We start from the raw sequence: 15,387 nt of genomic DNA on the forward strand, positions 1-15,387 counted from the left end.
GCTCTGAATTTAAACAATTTTGTCCACCCAGACCGACTTACTCCTTTTATTTAAGGAGTTCTCAAAACAGCTGGGTTTCAATTATTGGAAAATAAAATTTAGCCTAGGCATTGTCCAAAACCTCCAGCTTGGCGAAACGCAACAACAGTTTTTTTATCCCCCCTTGGTCAAAATGGATTTCTGCCTTTTTGTCGTTACCCGCTCCTTCTATGTTGAGTATTTTTCCAATCCCAAATCGTGTGTGATTAACTCGGGCTCCAATAGTAAGGCCAGGAGCTCCATGGGTTTGGCGGGTGCGGACATCTCAGGTTTTAATTTTCTCAATTTCCGCAGCTGATTTTCATTAGGTTGATGCACACTGGGAGGTGTCCCATTTTTGGGCTTCACTTGCCTCAGTTTGCTTTTGTCCACTTCACCAAAGATGTTTTTATCGATTATCGATTTGTAACGATAGCCATCATTTACCGGGGTAAGGTTCTCCACATATCGCTCCTCGATTTCCTCCAAAAAACGGCTGGGTTCGGCATCAATCAATTTTCCCCAACGATATCTGTTTTGGGTATAGGTGAGATATGCCTGCTTTTCGGCCCTGGTCAGAGCAACATAAAACAACCTTCGCTCCTCCTCCAGTTCGCTCCTTGTGTGCATGCTCATGGCCGATGGAAACAAATCCTCTTCCATACCCACGATGTATACATATGGAAACTCGAGGCCCTTGGCCAAGTGAATGGTCATCAAAGCGACCCTGTCATCATCGCCAACATCCTTATCCATGTCCGTGGCAAGCGCCACATCTTCCAAAAATTCCGTCAAACTGCCCGTTGCATCCGCAATCTCTTTTTGACCTTCCACAAAGTCCTTGATACCGTTCAAGAGTTCCTCAATATTCTCCATTCGGGCTATCCCTTCGGGAGTCCCATCTTTTTTGAACTCCAACAAAAGTCCCGTTTTCTTGGCCACGTGCTCCGCTAACGTAAAGGCATCCGAACCCTCGTTCATGATCTGGAAACTCTTGATCATGGTAACGAAGTCCGCTAATTTGCGTTTGGTCCCTGCATTGATGTTCAAATTGAGTTTGTCCAGATTGTCCATTACCTCATAAATGGAGCGGCCATAATGGTTCGCTGCCACCACTAGCCTATCAATGGTCGTCTGACCAATGCCCCGCGTAGGGAAGTTGATCACCCGCTTTAGTGCCTCTTCATCTTTTGGGTTTACAATCAACCGTAAATAGGCCAATACATCTTTAATCTCCTTTCGTTGGTAAAAGGAAAGCCCACCGTAAATCCGATAAGGAATATCACGTTTGCGAAGTGCATCCTCAATAGCTCGGGATTGGGAGTTGGTGCGGTACAATACGGCAAAATCCCCGTTCTGCATCTGTTGTTGCATCTTATTCTCAAAAATGGAACCCGCCACATATCGTCCTTCCTCTGCATCGGTTACGCTTCGATGTATTTTTATAAGTCCTCCATCGTCATTTGAAGTCCAAACATTTTTCTCCAGCTGATTTTTGTTGTTGGCAATGATGGAATTGGCTGCGTTTACAATATTCTTGGTGGAACGATAATTTTGTTCCAAACGGTAAACGGCCACATCATCATAATCCCGTTGAAAATTGAGGATATTGCTGATGTTCGCCCCTCGGAAGGAATAGATACTTTGGGCATCGTCACCCACCACACAAATGTTTTGGTAGCGGTCGGACAATGCCTTCACGATCAAATACTGGGAATGATTGGTATCCTGATACTCATCCACCAAAATATATCGGAAACGGTCCTGATATTTCATCAACACCTCAGGAAATCGGGTCAAGAGCTCATTGGTGCGCAACAAAAGGTCGTCAAAATCCATCGCACCTGCCTTAAAACAGCGGTCCACGTAGTTTTGGTAGATTTCTCCCAATCGAGGTCGCTTGGCCATGGCATCGGCCTCCATCAATTCTGGATTTTGAAAATATGCCTTAACGGTAATCAAACTGTTTTTGTAGGATGAAATTCGGTTCTGCACCTGTTTGTACTTGTACACATCCTTGTCCAGTCCCATTTCCTTGATGATGGATGCAATCAAGCGTTGTGAATCTTGGGTGTCGTAAATCGTAAAGTTGCTCGGAAACCCCAGTTTATCGCCATCAAAACGAAGCAATTTGGCAAAAACGGAGTGGAACGTACCCATCCAAAGATTTTTCGCTTCGGAATTCCCAACAATGGTGGCAATACGCTTTTTCATTTCGCGCGCCGCCTTATTGGTAAAGGTAAGGGCCAAAATATTAAAGGAATCCACGCCCTGTTCCATCAAATGGGCAATCCTGTAGGTCAAAACACGGGTCTTACCAGAACCGGCACCGGCAATCACCATTAGGGGACCATCCTTGTGCAGCACGGGAGCGCGCTGCGCATCATTCAATTCATCCAAAAAAGTACTCAAGGGCTCGAAGCTTTTAAAGTAGGCGTGAAATTAGCCATTATTGCTCTTTTGCTGAAATCAAGCTTTCAATATTTATAAACAGTGAACGTGGAATTAGCCTCTTTTTTAAATATATTTAACATCTCAACTAAAATAACCAATGAAATTTCAACAATTTTCGGTATTTCTTCTTTTTTTTACAGGATTTTATGCGTTTTCACAGCAGACCCAAACAGGTCCCATCATTCAGGACTACGGTGCCGTTTGGGAAATTGAAAATCCCGACTTTGCAACGGACAAATCGCAGGAGTTCAAAGTGGTTTTTGATGTAAAGGTTGGTCCGGAATCCGACACCGAGGTCAACAGAAACCTAAACACCGTTGCCCGCTTTTTAAACATGCATGCACAGCATGGTGTGCCAGCCTCTCAACTAAAGGTAGCCCTAATCGTTCATGGGACGGCTGCCAGGAACCTATTGACCGATGAAGGCCATCAACAACGTTATGGTGTTCCTAATCCCAACCGTGAGCTTGTGGAGCAATTAATGGAAGCCAATGTGGAGGTGATCATGTGCGGGCAGTCCTCAAAAACCAGGGACCTACCCAAGGAAGAACTCATTCCAGGGGTGAAAATAGCCCTATCGGCCATGACAGCCAACATTCAGCTACAAAACCAAGGATACCGACCTATTAACCTTTAAACCAACACAATTATGAAGAAATTTTTAGCACTTGCCGTATGTTTCGCAAGTATGGGTATATATGCCCAAGAACATGGACTTGAAAATGATATTGCCGCCGTGGAATCGAAAGTCATCGAATGGCGACGCGACATCCACCAACATCCAGAGCTCAGTAACCGCGAGTTCAAGACCGCTGAAAAAATTGCAGCGCACCTAAAATCTTTGGGGATGGAAGTGCAAACAGGAGTTGCACATACGGGCGTTGTAGGTTTGCTCAAGGGAGACCATCCTGGAAAAGTGGTTGCTTTGAGGGCTGACATTGATGCGCTACCCGTTACCGAACGTAACGATTTGCCCTTTAAATCAGAAGTGAAATCTGAATACTTGGGCGAAGAGGTGGGCGTTATGCACGCCTGTGGGCATGATACCCATATCGCCATTTTGATGGGCACTGCCGAGGTATTGGCCAAAAACAAGGACAAAATCCATGGAACCGTCAAATTCATTTTCCAGCCTGCCGAGGAAGGCGCACCTCCTGGAGAGGAAGGCGGTGCTGCACTCATGGTAAAGGAAGGAGTGCTTGAAAATCCCAAAGTGGATGCCATTTATGGGCTTCATATTGGTTCCTATCTTCCTGTGGGACATATTGCCTATAAACCAGGAGGTGCTCTGGCAGCTGCCCAGCGGTTTGTGGTAAAAATTAAAGGAAAGCAGTCGCACGGTTCCCAACCTTGGGGCGGTGTTGACCCGATTTACGTCGCTTCCAAAATTGTGGATGGATTCCAATCTATCATTAGTCGCGAATTGGAACTGACCAAGGAGGCCGCAGTAATCACCGTTGGAAAAATAAGTGGAGGGGTCCGAAACAACATCATTCCGGAAAGTGCCGAACTCATCGGAACCATTCGAACCTTGGATTACGATATGCAAAAGCAGGTTAACGAACGAATGAAAGGAATGGCATCCACCATTGCCAAAGCTTACCGTGCCGAGGCCATTGTGGAAATTGACAAAGGGGTGCCTATCACTTACAATGATGTAGACCTTACCGCTGCTTCACTGCCCAGTTTGCAACAAGTGGCAGGAGAAGACAACGTGCATTTGATCAAGGCCATAACCGGAGCAGAGGATTTTTCGTTTTATCAGGAGAAAATTCCGGGCTTCTTTTATATTTTGGGGGGAAAGGACCCCAATGCTGGCCCAGATGATCATTTTCCGCACCACACTCCTGACTTTAAAATTGATGATAGTGGCCTGCAGCTAGGGGTAAAAGCCATGACGGAAATCGCATTGGATTATTTGGATAGAAGCAAATAGACCAACTTTAAGATACCTAATGAGCCCCAATATCCCCATCCGTTTGGAATTTGGATATTGGGGCTTGATATTTGTAGGTAATCCTTCAAACCATATAAATGCATTCATTCCTTGATTTTATCGGTTACATTCCCTGGTGGGCCTGGGTTTTGATTTTTTTGTTCTCGGTCGCTATACGTGATATCTTTTTTCAAAAGGCACATACGATATCACATAATTATCCTATTGTGGGACATCTTAGGTACTGGCTGGAAAGTATAGGCCCCGAAATGCGCCAGTACTTCGTAGCTAATAATCGGGAGGAGCTTCCATTCAACCGTATTGAGCGAAGTTGGATTTATGCATCAGCAAAAAAAGAGAACAATTATGAAGGTTTCGGAACGGATAGGGATATTTACAAGCACCAGCATATTTTTATAAAAAATGCAATGATCGGATTCCAAATGCCCGAAACGCACCCCAACAAAAAGAAACCTTATTTCTTGCCCTGCGCCAAAGTAATGGGTGCTTATAACCAGCGTAGAAAACCATATCGCCCGGCTTCTATTATCAATGTTTCGGCCATGAGTTTTGGGTCGCTATCCGCTGCTGCCATTGAATCGTTGAACAAAGGTGTAGAACAATGTGGAGCTTATCACAATACAGGAGAAGGAGGACTTTCTCCTTACCACAAACAAGGCGGTGACGTTATTTTTCATTTTGGTACAGGCTATTTTGGTGTTCGCTCAAGGGAAGGTGGCTTTTCCATGGACAAATTAAAAGTGCTGGTAGATGAAAATCCTTGTATCAAGGCCATTGAGATCAAACTTTCCCAAGGTGCAAAACCGGGTAAGGGCGGAGTACTTCCCGGCTCCAAAATCACCCATGAACTCGCTGATATACGGGGAGTAGAGGTAGGTAAAGATGTAATCTCCCCTCCTACCCACAAAGCATTTAGCAATATTCCCGAGCTTTTGGAATTGATTGAATCCATTGCCGAAGAAACTGGTCTTCCAGTTGGAATAAAGGCGGCTATTGGTAAAATTGAGCAATGGGAGGAGCTAGCAGATTTGATGAAAAAGAAAGGGAAAGGACCTGATTTCATCACGATTGATGGTGGCGAAGGAGGAACCGGAGCCGCACCTCCAAGCTTTGCAGACCATGTCTCATTACCGTGGACGTACGGGTTTTCCAAAGTGTACAGCCTTTTCATGGAGCACGGACTAACGGAGCGCATCGTATTTATAGGTAGCGGTAAATTGGGGTTCCCAGGGAAAGCCGCAATGGCGTTTGCCATGGGAGCAGATTGTATCAATGTAGCACGAGAGGCCATGATGAGCATTGGCTGTATTCAGGCGCAAGTATGCCATACCAATAGATGCCCCACCGGTGTTGCGACCCAAAACAAATGGCTGCAAAAGGGCATCAATGTACCTCTAAAATCCGATAGGTTGGCGCAATACTTCAAAACCTTTCGAAAGGAGTTGTTGGAGATTACCCATGCCGCAGGTTATGAACATCCCTGCCAATTTAATATGGATGATGTGCAAGTAAATGTGGATGATGATTATCTTAGCAGCGATTTAAAGTCTGTTTATGGTTATCAAAAGGAAAAAGTGAATTTTAATTCAATGCAACAACTTTTTGATTGCGAACATTTAGGCGGAAAAAAAGCTTTGGAAAAAACGTTTTAATTTAAACCCAAATATTCAACAAGTAACTATACTACTTATGAAAAGAAATTTACTCCTACTCCTATGTTTGACAATGGTCACAAGTGCTTTTGCGCAGCGTAAAAGCGAGCTTTTTGCTGAGATAGACACCTTAAAATCCAGGATTTCGCAAGTGGAGCAAGAATTGGCAAAGGCCAAACGTGAAATATCTTCCAGCAGTGCGGAGGCAGAAGCGCTAAGGGCCGAAAATGTGAGCCTACGCGATGCCAACGCTACGCTTTTGGGGAATTTGAGCAACTTCTCGGAACTCTCCAAACAAAATTCCGAAAACGTCAATAAGGCCATGGCAGCTTTGGCCCGAAAAGAAAAACAGTTGAGTGGAATCAACGATATGATTTCGGCCAACGATTCCACTGCCATTGTGTCCTTAACACGTATTAAACAGACGTTGGGAGAAAACGCCAATGTTGCCGTGGAAGGTGGAGTCATTGTCATCAGCAATAGCTTGAACGGACTATTTGGTTCGGATACGGCTACCGAACTCACCGAAGAGGGCAAGACATGGTTGGCAAGTGTAGCAAAAGTGATCAAATCCAATCCGAATTTTAAGACAGAAGTCCAAGGTTTGAACATCACCGGTGAATTTGGTCCTACATTCAATCAAGTTGCTTCCGTAGCATCGGAATTGGTCACCAATTTGGAAATTCCTGCGGAGCGTATCGCGGTTTCGGCCAAGGATGGGAACTTTAAGGAAGGAGTGAACATCAGACTGCAGCCCGATTACAAAGGTTTTTATGCCCAAGCCAAAGAAAGTGCCAAAGCGGCCCAATAAGGCAAAAATCAATATACTTTTTGTGGTTTTGATGCGTTCTTGGTAGTGTAAAATCAACAAAAAAAAACCATACTACCTTATGAGTGGAGATCAAATCCTTCAGCTATTCGCCTTTTTATTGCCAGCCGTGGTTACCGGAGCAGTGGCCTTTTATTTTTTCAGACTGCATACGCGCAACGAAGATGGCCGCAGACGTTTTTTATTGCACAAAGATTCGCAAAAGGAAACCCTGCCCATTCGGTTGCAAGCCTATGAGCGTATGGCCCTGTTCTTGGAACGCATTACACTGAACAATCTTGTAGTTCGTGTGGCTCCTACCAGCAAAAATAAAAGTGACTACGAAAATTTGTTGATCAAACAGATTGAAACGGAATTTGAACATAATCTTTCGCAGCAGATTTATATGTCGGATGCTTGTTGGAGCATCATCAAAACAGCCAAGAACACCACCATACAGATTATTCGTTCGGCCGGCATGAGCGAAACGGATTCGCCCGATAAATTGCGAGAGGACATCCTGAACCAAACCATGGAGCGGGAATCGCCATCGAGCGCGGCCCTAGCCTATGTTAAAAAAGAGGTAAGCGAGCTCTGGAAATAGGCTATTCCTGCTTTTCGGGCTCAATGGGGCTTGTTTCCTCATTTTTGTTTTTGGCATACAGATAGCCCCGTTTCCACCACAGCGTCATGCGTTCCTTAGTAAAAATAAGGGAATTGGTCGTGAGCACCGTTGGGGTGTAATAAAAATTAATGATGGCATCCTTTTGGTTGGCCACCAGTTTTCCGATTCGGATATTTTGGTTTTCGATACGGTCCAGCATAAAGCCAAATATCGTCGTAATCAAATCAAAAGGGTTTTTGGAAGACAGGCGGTTCAGGTGGTTGACTTCGGTATGGAGCACCACTACGTCCACTTCGGTCGCCCCTCGTAAAAGTGCCTCCTCAATGGGTACCAAAGTTCCCAGTCCACCGTCGGCATACTCGCAACCGTTCCTTTTGGCCAAACTCATAAATGGGGTATAGTTGGACGAAATCCATATCCAATCGCAGAACTCCTCATAGGTGCAATCGTTGATAGACTTGTATTCCACTTGGTTCAAAGAGAGATTGGAGACCGTGACCACCACATCCATTTTGCTTGCTTTCAATTCGTTGAACTCCTCAATAGTAATGGAGTTTCGAATGAGTTTCCGAAGGTTTTCGCTCTCCCCAAAGGTCTTTTTTCCCTTCAAAAAGTTTCGAAGCACATTCCAGTGATTGATGGCAATGGTTTCAACACCATGCTTCTTTTTGATAATGAAAGGACAGTTATTGAAAATGCTATCCTGATTCACATTGGAGTAAATATCCTTGATCTTGTCCAATTTATTTAGGGCCAAGTGGGAAATCAAAAGGCTTCCCGTAGAGGTTCCCACAAACAAATCATAGTCCCGTTTGGCTTCTTGTATCAAAAATTGGGCAACGCCGCCCGCAAAGGCACCCTTGCTACCTCCTCCCGAAATGACCAATGCCCTCATTCAGCTAAAGTTTTCTCCAAATATTGTTTTTCTTCCTGACTTAACAAAGGGTAAAGTCCCTTAATACGGGCTGTGTTCCCTTCGGATTGCAAAAAGCCATTCAATATTTCCCGGGCCGATTTTTTAAAGTGCCATACATGATGGCTACAGGCTTCCACCAAGTTTTTCAAGGTGGTATCGGTAAAGCCTCCTATATTTTTGAGGTATTCAAATGCGAGCAATCGGGTTTCAAAATGATGTTCGGAGCTGGTGTAACCGCTCAATTCATCAAAATACGAAGCTTTGAAATCAGGATTGTACTCTGGGGTCACCAAAGCCAATGTCAACCAAAGCAAGCGGATATTCTTGTTGGAAAAACCAGTGATGTTATCTGTTTCATTGAGATACCTGCTTCTGTTCTGTGGAAAATCCGACCATAACCGGTATAAAGCAGCTTCGATGGTTGTATAGCTGTCATCCCTCAATAGGCTTTCCATTTGTAATCTTAGCTCAGCTGGAATTTTAGCTTGGGAAAGCACCACGGCCTGCCTTACCTTTACATCTTCAGAATCAAGGATAGAACTTAGAAACTCCGACGATAACTTGGAGCCATAATCCAAAACCAGATTTTCCTTTAGTTGGGTGGACTTCAATTTTTTCCAGGCTCTCTTCAAAACGGACTCCACTTGTTCCGGCTCCTCCCCAATCCTATCCTTTAGCTCGAAATAGGTTTGAATGGAAGTGTTTTTCTTCTTTAAAAAGGAAACGACTTCGTCATACGGAAAATGGGTGTTTTCCAGCCAGATTGTTTCAAAATCGGCAAGAGCCATATTCGAAGCCTTCTCCATTTCATCCATAAAATTGGGAATGGTCACATTTTTAAAGGCGTAGGTTTCCAAATAGTTCTGAATCCCTTTTTTAAAGGCTTCCTCCCCTATCCTATCCTCGAGCATCACTAAGGCCCATGCCCCTTTTTCGTAGAAGGTCAGGCTCCCGGCATTGGGATTGCGCAGTGCCTCGCCATTATCATCCCCCGAAAAACGTTCCAAAGCCTTGGCTGTTTCCAATAACCTCCAATAAAAATAATCCTCTCCAAAAATGTCTTTTTCCGCCAAATAGGCATAAAAGGTAGCGAAACCTTCGTGTAGCCAGTGGTGCTCGCTGCTGGTTTCGGTAACCAGATTGCCAAACCATTGGTGCGCGAGTTCGTGGGCGTTGATGTTGACGTAATTTTTGTCCACAAAAGCGATGGAATCCACCACATACTGATTGGAAAAAATGGTACAGGTGGTGTTCTCCATCCCTGCATATAAAAAATCCTGAACGGGGACCTGCTTATAGTCTTGCCATGGGTAGGGCACACCAATTTCGGTTTCCAAAAAGTCAAAAATGGCTTCAGTGTATCGGTAGGTAGGCTCCACCTTTTCAACATCTGTAGGTTCGTAATAAAGCTCAATGGGTATGGCTGAGGACGATTCGACCGTTTTTTTGTTGTAGTTGCCAATAGCGAAGCCCACCAAATAACTGCTCATCGGTTTTTCCATATCAAATTGCCAAGTATACCCATTGGAGTTGGGCAAAGGCTCTTTTTTTATCAGTTTACCATTGGCAATTACCGTATATGCTTGTTCCAGCGTAATTTTAAGGTCGAACTCTACCTTTTCGGTCATGTCGTCAAAACTTGGCAACCAGTGGCTGGTGTATTTGCCCTGTCCTTGGGTCCAGACCTGCTCATTGTTCCTAACAGCATCGTCCCACCCTAAAAAATATACCGTTTGTTTTGGTTTTGCCACATACGCCAAGGATAAATCATGCTGTCCTCCTTTTTTGAGGTCCGTTTTGATGGTCATTTTTTTACCGTCATACACGTAGTCCATTTTTTTGCCATCAATAAAAACCTTGGAAAAATCCATATTTACCGCATCCAGATAAACGGAATCTACATCCTTGATTACTTCAAACCGATAAGTAACAGTGCCGTGAATACGGTTTTCAACGGGTTCAGGTTCAATCCAAACTTGGGCATGCAAAAAGTCCACCTTATCCTGAATTTGGGCGGACATTGATTGCACAAGCAGTAAAAAAATAACTATGGGGCTCAGCTTCATACCATCATCTTATCAAAAGTCCTTCCAAATTACATATTTTAGTTCGATGAATCCCAATTTTCTACAAACTCCCATAGCCTATTTAAAGGGTGTTGGCCCCAATAGGGCCGATGTGCTCAGGGCCGAACTGGGCATTGAGACCTTTAGGGACCTATTGCACCTCTTCCCCAATCGCTATCTGGACCGGACAAGCTATTATAAGATCAACCAGCTTCAACCCAGCGGTGCCGATGTGCAAGTGATAGGAAAAATTGTCCACATAAAAATGGTGGAACAGAAAAGAGGGAAGCGTTTGGTGGCCACTTTTGTGGATGAAACGGGACAAATGGACCTTGTTTGGTTTAGGGGGCACAAATGGATCAAGGAAAGTTTAAAATTGAACGAACCCTATGTAGTATTTGGCCGGGTGAACAAATACGGAAGTACCTTCTCCATGCCTCATCCAGAAATGGAAACGCTGCAAAAGCATCAACAGGGATTAAAAATGGTCATGCAGCCTATTTATCCATCTACTGAAAAGTTGAGCAACAAGGGAATCACCAATCGGGTCATCAGTAAAATGATACAACAGTTGTTTTTGGAGTGCAAGGGAAAGTTTCCTGAATCACTTTCTCCCACGATCATGGAGGAGTTACGGCTGATTTCGAAGAGTTCTGCGCTCTTTAACATCCATTTTCCGAAGAATCAAGAATTGTTGGCAAAAGCACAGTTTAGATTAAAGTTTGAGGAATTGTTCTTTGTGCAATTGCGACTCATATCCCAAAATTTAAGGCGCAAACAAAAGATCAAGGGAATGCCTTTTGGGGCCGTGGGCGAAAAATTCACCGAATTCTTTGAAAACCACCTTCCGTTTGAGCTCACCGACGCACAAAAACGGGTCATTAAGGAAATACGGAACGATTTGGGCAGCAATGCCCAAATGAACCGTTTGTTGCAGGGTGATGTGGGCTCGGGCAAGACCATTGTTGCCTTAATGTGCATGTTGCTCGCGATTGACAACGGGTTTCAAGCCTGTTTGATGGCCCCGACCGAAATTTTGGCCACTCAGCATTATAATGGACTCAAGGAGTTGTTGGTAGGCATGGATGTTAAAATTGCCCTACTGACAGGTTCCACGAAAAAATCCGAACGCACCCTCCTCCACAATCAACTGGAGAATGGGAACTTGAACATTTTGGTAGGTACACATGCCCTTCTGGAGGATAAAGTCCAGTTTCAGAATCTAGGCTTGGCCATTGTGGACGAGCAACATCGATTTGGTGTGGCACAGCGATCGAAGCTATGGCGCAAAGGAAGCCCTCCCGAGCTCCCTCCCAAAGGGAGGGTGGAAGAAATCCGTTATAAATATCAAACAGCCAGACCTTCAACCTATAAAATCTTAAAAGAGCTCCAGCAGCAGAGCAAAAAGAACAGTACTGAAGCAGAACGTATTCTTTGGGAGCAATTAAGGACAAAAAAGCTAGGTGCAAAGTTCAGAAGACAGCACGTAATTGATGAATTTATCGTCGATTTTGTCTGCTTATACAAAAAACTGATTGTAGAAGTTGATGGCGGATACCACAATGACCCAATGCAAAAGGAAGCTGATGCCATGCGCACAGCCATACTGAACGATTTTGGGTACAAGTTAATTCGCTTTAAAAATGAAGAAGTCATCGGAGCCCTAGATTCCGTCGTGAAAAGAATAGAGGAAGTGCTCAATAGTCTCCCCGTTGGGGAGGATGGAGGGGCCGTACCCCCCCATGTTTTGGTGATGACAGCCACCCCAATTCCCAGAACCCTTGCCATGAGCCTCTACGGAGACTTGGATGTTTCGGTCATCGATGAGCTCCCACCAGGGAGAAAGCCCATTAAAACGGTACATCGATACGATAGTAACCGTTTGAAAGTATTCCGGTTCATCAAAGATGAAATCAAAAAAGGAAGGCAAATCTACATTGTGTATCCACTCATCCAAGAATCGGAAGCATTGGACTATAAAGACCTGATGGATGGCTATGAGAGCATCGTACGTGATTTTCCGCAGCCCGAGTATCAGATTTCCATTGTGCACGGAAAAATGAAGCCGGCCGATAAGGATTATGAAATGGAACGTTTTGTAAAAGGCGAGACCCAAATTATGATTGCCACCACGGTCATCGAGGTGGGCGTAAATGTCCCCAATGCCTCTGTAATGATCATTGAAAGTGCCGAGCGGTTTGGGCTGTCCCAATTGCATCAGCTACGTGGACGTGTGGGCCGAGGCGCCGAGCAAAGTTTTTGTATCCTCATGACGGGCCATAAACTGTCCGAAGATGCCAAAACCCGATTGCAGACCATGGTGCGCACCAACGATGGTTTTGAAATTGCGGAGGTGGACCTGAAGCTTCGAGGTCCCGGTGACCTTATGGGCACACAACAAAGCGGTATGCTCAATCTAAAAATCGCGGATATTGTAAAGGATAATCAAATCTTGAAAACCGCACGCTACCACGCCATTCAATTGCTAAAAGATGACCCCCGTTTGGAAAAAGTGGAAAACGCACCCATTTTAAGTGCCTATTCCAAAATGATGGCCAACACTACCATTTGGAATTACATTAGTTGATGCAGATAAGGTTTGTAATTGATAGCATACACCCGTATCCATAAATACGTCATTACTGGTTGACAATCAACCCTTACCCCTACTTTATTTTCAAAATAATGGCTTGAAATTGCCGTTGAACATCGTAATTTTATAAGGGACCGAAAAACGGGTTTATATACAATTTTTAACTTCGTAGGCTTACAAATTATGGAAGATACAATGAGCAAGACACTATTTGATAAAGTTTGGGATTCCCATGTAGTAAAGCATATCGACAATGGCCCGGATGTACTCTTCATCGATAGGCATTTGGTGCACGAAGTCACGAGTCCCGTAGCTTTTTTGGGATTGAAGAACAGAGGAATTAAGGTATTGTACCCAGAGCGTACCTTTGCGACCGCGGACCACAATACCCCTACACGAAACCAGCACTTGCCCGTTAAGGACCCCTTGTCCGCCAATCAGTTGAGGGCTCTGGAAGAAAACGCCAATGCACACAACATACCTTATTGGGGACTTGGCCATGAGAAAAATGGAATTGTGCACGTGATTGGTCCTGAAAACGGAATCACCGTGCCTGGTGCCACCATCGTCTGTGGCGATTCACATACCTCTACCCACGGTGCCTTTGGTGCTATTGCATTTGGCATCGGAACCAGCGAGGTAGAAATGGTGCTGTCTACCCAATGTATTATGCAGCCCAAGCCGAAACGCCTGCGCATCAACGTGAACGGTGAATTGAACAAGGCGGTAACACCAAAAGATGTGGCTTTGTTCATCATTTCAAAACTGTCCACCTCTGGAGCCACAGGCTACTTCGTGGAATATGCAGGGGATGTGTTCAAAAATATGTCCATGGAAGGCCGAATGACGGTCTGTAACCTCAGTATTGAAATGGGAGCCCGTGGTGGAATGATCGCCCCGGACGAGAAAACCTTCGAATACATCAAAGGAAGGGAATATACCCCCAAAGGAAAGGATTGGGATGCGGCCATGGAGTACTGGAAAACCCTCTATTCCGATGAAGATGCCGTTTTTGATAAAGAAGTAACTTTTGATGCCAACGAGATTGAACCCATGATCACATTTGGAACCAATCCGGGAATGGGCATCGGAATCAGCAAGGATATTCCATTGGCGGAAACCATCGATGGTTCTCCTGCCACGTACAAAAAATCCTTGGAATACATGGATTACAACGAAGGAGAGGCCATGGTGGGCAAACCTATTGATTTTGTGTTCTTGGGAAGCTGTACCAATGGTCGAATCGAGGATTTTAGGGCCTTTGCTTCCATCATCAAAGGAAGAAAAAAAGCCGACAATGTAACCGCTTGGTTGGTACCCGGTTCCCACAAGGTGGAAGAAGCCATTAAGAGTGAAGGTATTTTGGATATTTTGACCGAGGCCGGTTTTGAATTGAGAGAGCCCGGCTGTTCCGCTTGCCTGGCCATGAACGATGATAAAATTCCTGCAGGCAAATATGCGGTGAGTACATCGAACAGAAATTTTGAAGGACGTCAAGGACCTGGAGCCCGCACGCTGTTGGCAAGTCCATTGGTGGCCGCTGCGGCTGCCGTTACCGGAAAGGTGACCGACCCAAGGGAACTGATGCAGGAAGAAGTTTTAGCTTAAGAATAAACAATGCACAATAAGCAATTAGCAACTCATTGTTAATTGAACATTGATAACTGAAAATTGAAAACAAGATGGCTTACGATAAATTCAACATACTAACCAGTTCAGCGGTACCCCTACCTATCGAAAATGTGGACACCGATCAAATCATCCCGGCCCGATTTCTGAAAGCGACGGAGCGGAAAGGTTTCGGGGACAATCTGTTCCGTGATTGGCGCTATAATTCGGATGGCACACCAAAGGAGCAATTTGTACTGAACAATCCGATTTATTCAGGAAAAATTTTGGTGGGCGGCAAAAATTTTGGTTCAGGTTCGTCCCGGGAGCACGCAGCTTGGGCGGTGTACGATTACGGCTTCCGTTGTGTGGTATCCAGTTTCTTTGCTGATATTTTCAGAAACAACTGTTTGAACATCGGGGTGCTACCCGTTCAGGTAAGCCCAGAGTTCTTGGACAAAATTTTTAAGGCTATTGAAGCCGACCCCAAAGCGGAGTTTGAAATCAACCTGCCCGAAGAAAAAATCACCATTTTGGCTACGGGAGAAAGTGAAGGTTTTGAAATCAATGGGTACAAAAAAGACAATATGCTCAATGGCTTTGATGATATCGACTACCTATTGAACATTCAGGACGATATTGAAAAATACGCCGAAAACACGCCCCTTTAAGCCACAGCTCGGAACACTA

At 44.7% G+C, this 15,387-nt stretch carries 10 protein-coding genes and 1 pseudogene; 8 read left to right on the forward strand and 3 right to left on the reverse strand.

Going from position 1 to position 15,387, the window contains the following annotated elements:
* Positions 1-103: 103 nt before the first annotated feature.
* Positions 104-2,430: pseudogene (locus ABNE31_RS11875) on the reverse strand (UvrD-helicase domain-containing protein).
* A 139-nt stretch (positions 2,431-2,569) separates the two neighbouring features.
* Between ABNE31_RS11875 and ABNE31_RS11880 the strand changes: the two are divergent.
* From ABNE31_RS11880 to ABNE31_RS11900, 5 genes are all read left to right on the forward strand, one after another.
* Entirely contained in the window at positions 2,570-3,109 is a 540-nt protein-coding gene (locus ABNE31_RS11880) for a DsrE family protein (RefSeq protein ID WP_179383797.1), read from the forward strand.
* Positions 3,110-3,121: 12 nt separating this feature from the next.
* A complete protein-coding gene (locus ABNE31_RS11885) occupies positions 3,122-4,408 on the forward strand; it encodes an amidohydrolase (protein ID WP_349351289.1) in 1,287 nt (428 codons plus the stop codon).
* A gap of 98 nt (positions 4,409-4,506) precedes the next feature.
* Entirely contained in the window at positions 4,507-6,081 is a 1,575-nt protein-coding gene (locus ABNE31_RS11890; protein WP_349351290.1) for an FMN-binding glutamate synthase family protein, read from the forward strand.
* Positions 6,082-6,118: 37 nt separating this feature from the next.
* On the forward strand, positions 6,119-6,892 hold the full coding sequence (locus tag ABNE31_RS11895; RefSeq protein WP_349351291.1) for a hypothetical protein: 774 nt from the start codon (positions 6,119-6,121) through the stop codon (positions 6,890-6,892).
* Positions 6,893-6,971: 79 nt separating this feature from the next.
* Positions 6,972-7,493: a hypothetical protein gene (locus ABNE31_RS11900; RefSeq protein ID WP_179383801.1), complete on the forward strand. Its 522-nt coding sequence runs from the start codon at positions 6,972-6,974 to the stop codon at positions 7,491-7,493.
* Position 7,494: 1 nt separating this feature from the next.
* Here ABNE31_RS11900 and ABNE31_RS11905 read toward each other — a convergent pair whose 3' ends face one another.
* Both ABNE31_RS11905 and ABNE31_RS11910 read right to left on the reverse strand, forming a co-directional pair.
* A complete protein-coding gene (locus ABNE31_RS11905; protein WP_349351292.1) occupies positions 7,495-8,409 on the reverse strand; it encodes a patatin-like phospholipase family protein in 915 nt (304 codons plus the stop codon).
* Positions 8,406-10,451: a M1 family metallopeptidase gene (locus ABNE31_RS11910; protein ID WP_349351293.1), complete on the reverse strand. Its 2,046-nt coding sequence runs from the start codon at positions 10,449-10,451 to the stop codon at positions 8,406-8,408. The genes ABNE31_RS11905 and ABNE31_RS11910 overlap by 4 nt, the downstream gene beginning before the upstream one ends.
* A gap of 91 nt (positions 10,452-10,542) precedes the next feature.
* Here ABNE31_RS11910 and ABNE31_RS11915 point away from each other — a divergent pair, with 91 nt between their 5' ends.
* The 3 genes from ABNE31_RS11915 to leuD all read left to right on the forward strand — a co-directional run bounded on the left by ABNE31_RS11915 (position 10,543) and on the right by leuD (position 15,368).
* Positions 10,543-13,083, forward strand: coding sequence for a DUF559 domain-containing protein (locus ABNE31_RS11915; RefSeq protein ID WP_349351294.1), 2,541 nt, complete (start codon positions 10,543-10,545; stop codon positions 13,081-13,083).
* Positions 13,084-13,284: 201 nt separating this feature from the next.
* Positions 13,285-14,697: a 3-isopropylmalate dehydratase large subunit gene (gene leuC, locus ABNE31_RS11920; RefSeq protein ID WP_293282492.1), complete on the forward strand. Its 1,413-nt coding sequence runs from the start codon at positions 13,285-13,287 to the stop codon at positions 14,695-14,697.
* A 74-nt stretch (positions 14,698-14,771) separates the two neighbouring features.
* Positions 14,772-15,368 (forward strand): 3-isopropylmalate dehydratase small subunit, encoded by a 597-nt coding sequence (leuD, locus tag ABNE31_RS11925; protein WP_293287833.1) that lies wholly within the window; start codon positions 14,772-14,774, stop codon positions 15,366-15,368.
* Positions 15,369-15,387: the final 19 nt, after the last annotated feature.

The organism is Flagellimonas sp. MMG031 (assembly GCF_040112705.1).
Classification (GTDB): Bacteria; Bacteroidota; Bacteroidia; order Flavobacteriales; family Flavobacteriaceae; genus Flagellimonas.

Coding starts and splice junctions, on each gene's coding strand:
- ABNE31_RS11880 (WP_179383797.1), top strand. CDS start 2,570: ATGAAATTTCAACAATTTTCGGTATTTCTTCTTTTTTTTACAGGATTT.
- ABNE31_RS11905 (WP_349351292.1), bottom strand. CDS start 8,409: ATGAGGGCATTGGTCATTTCGGGAGGAGGTAGCAAGGGTGCCTTTGCG.
- ABNE31_RS11910 (WP_349351293.1), bottom strand. CDS start 10,451: ATGTCCGCCCAAATTCAGGATAAGGTGGACTTTTTGCATGCCCAAGTT.
- leuD (WP_293287833.1), top strand. CDS start 14,772: ATGGCTTACGATAAATTCAACATACTAACCAGTTCAGCGGTACCCCTA.
- ABNE31_RS11885 (WP_349351289.1), top strand. CDS start 3,122: ATGAAGAAATTTTTAGCACTTGCCGTATGTTTCGCAAGTATGGGTATA.
- ABNE31_RS11890 (WP_349351290.1), top strand. CDS start 4,507: ATGCATTCATTCCTTGATTTTATCGGTTACATTCCCTGGTGGGCCTGG.
- ABNE31_RS11895 (WP_349351291.1), top strand. CDS start 6,119: ATGAAAAGAAATTTACTCCTACTCCTATGTTTGACAATGGTCACAAGT.
- leuC (WP_293282492.1), top strand. CDS start 13,285: ATGAGCAAGACACTATTTGATAAAGTTTGGGATTCCCATGTAGTAAAG.
- ABNE31_RS11900 (WP_179383801.1), top strand. CDS start 6,972: ATGAGTGGAGATCAAATCCTTCAGCTATTCGCCTTTTTATTGCCAGCC.
- ABNE31_RS11915 (WP_349351294.1), top strand. CDS start 10,543: ATGAATCCCAATTTTCTACAAACTCCCATAGCCTATTTAAAGGGTGTT.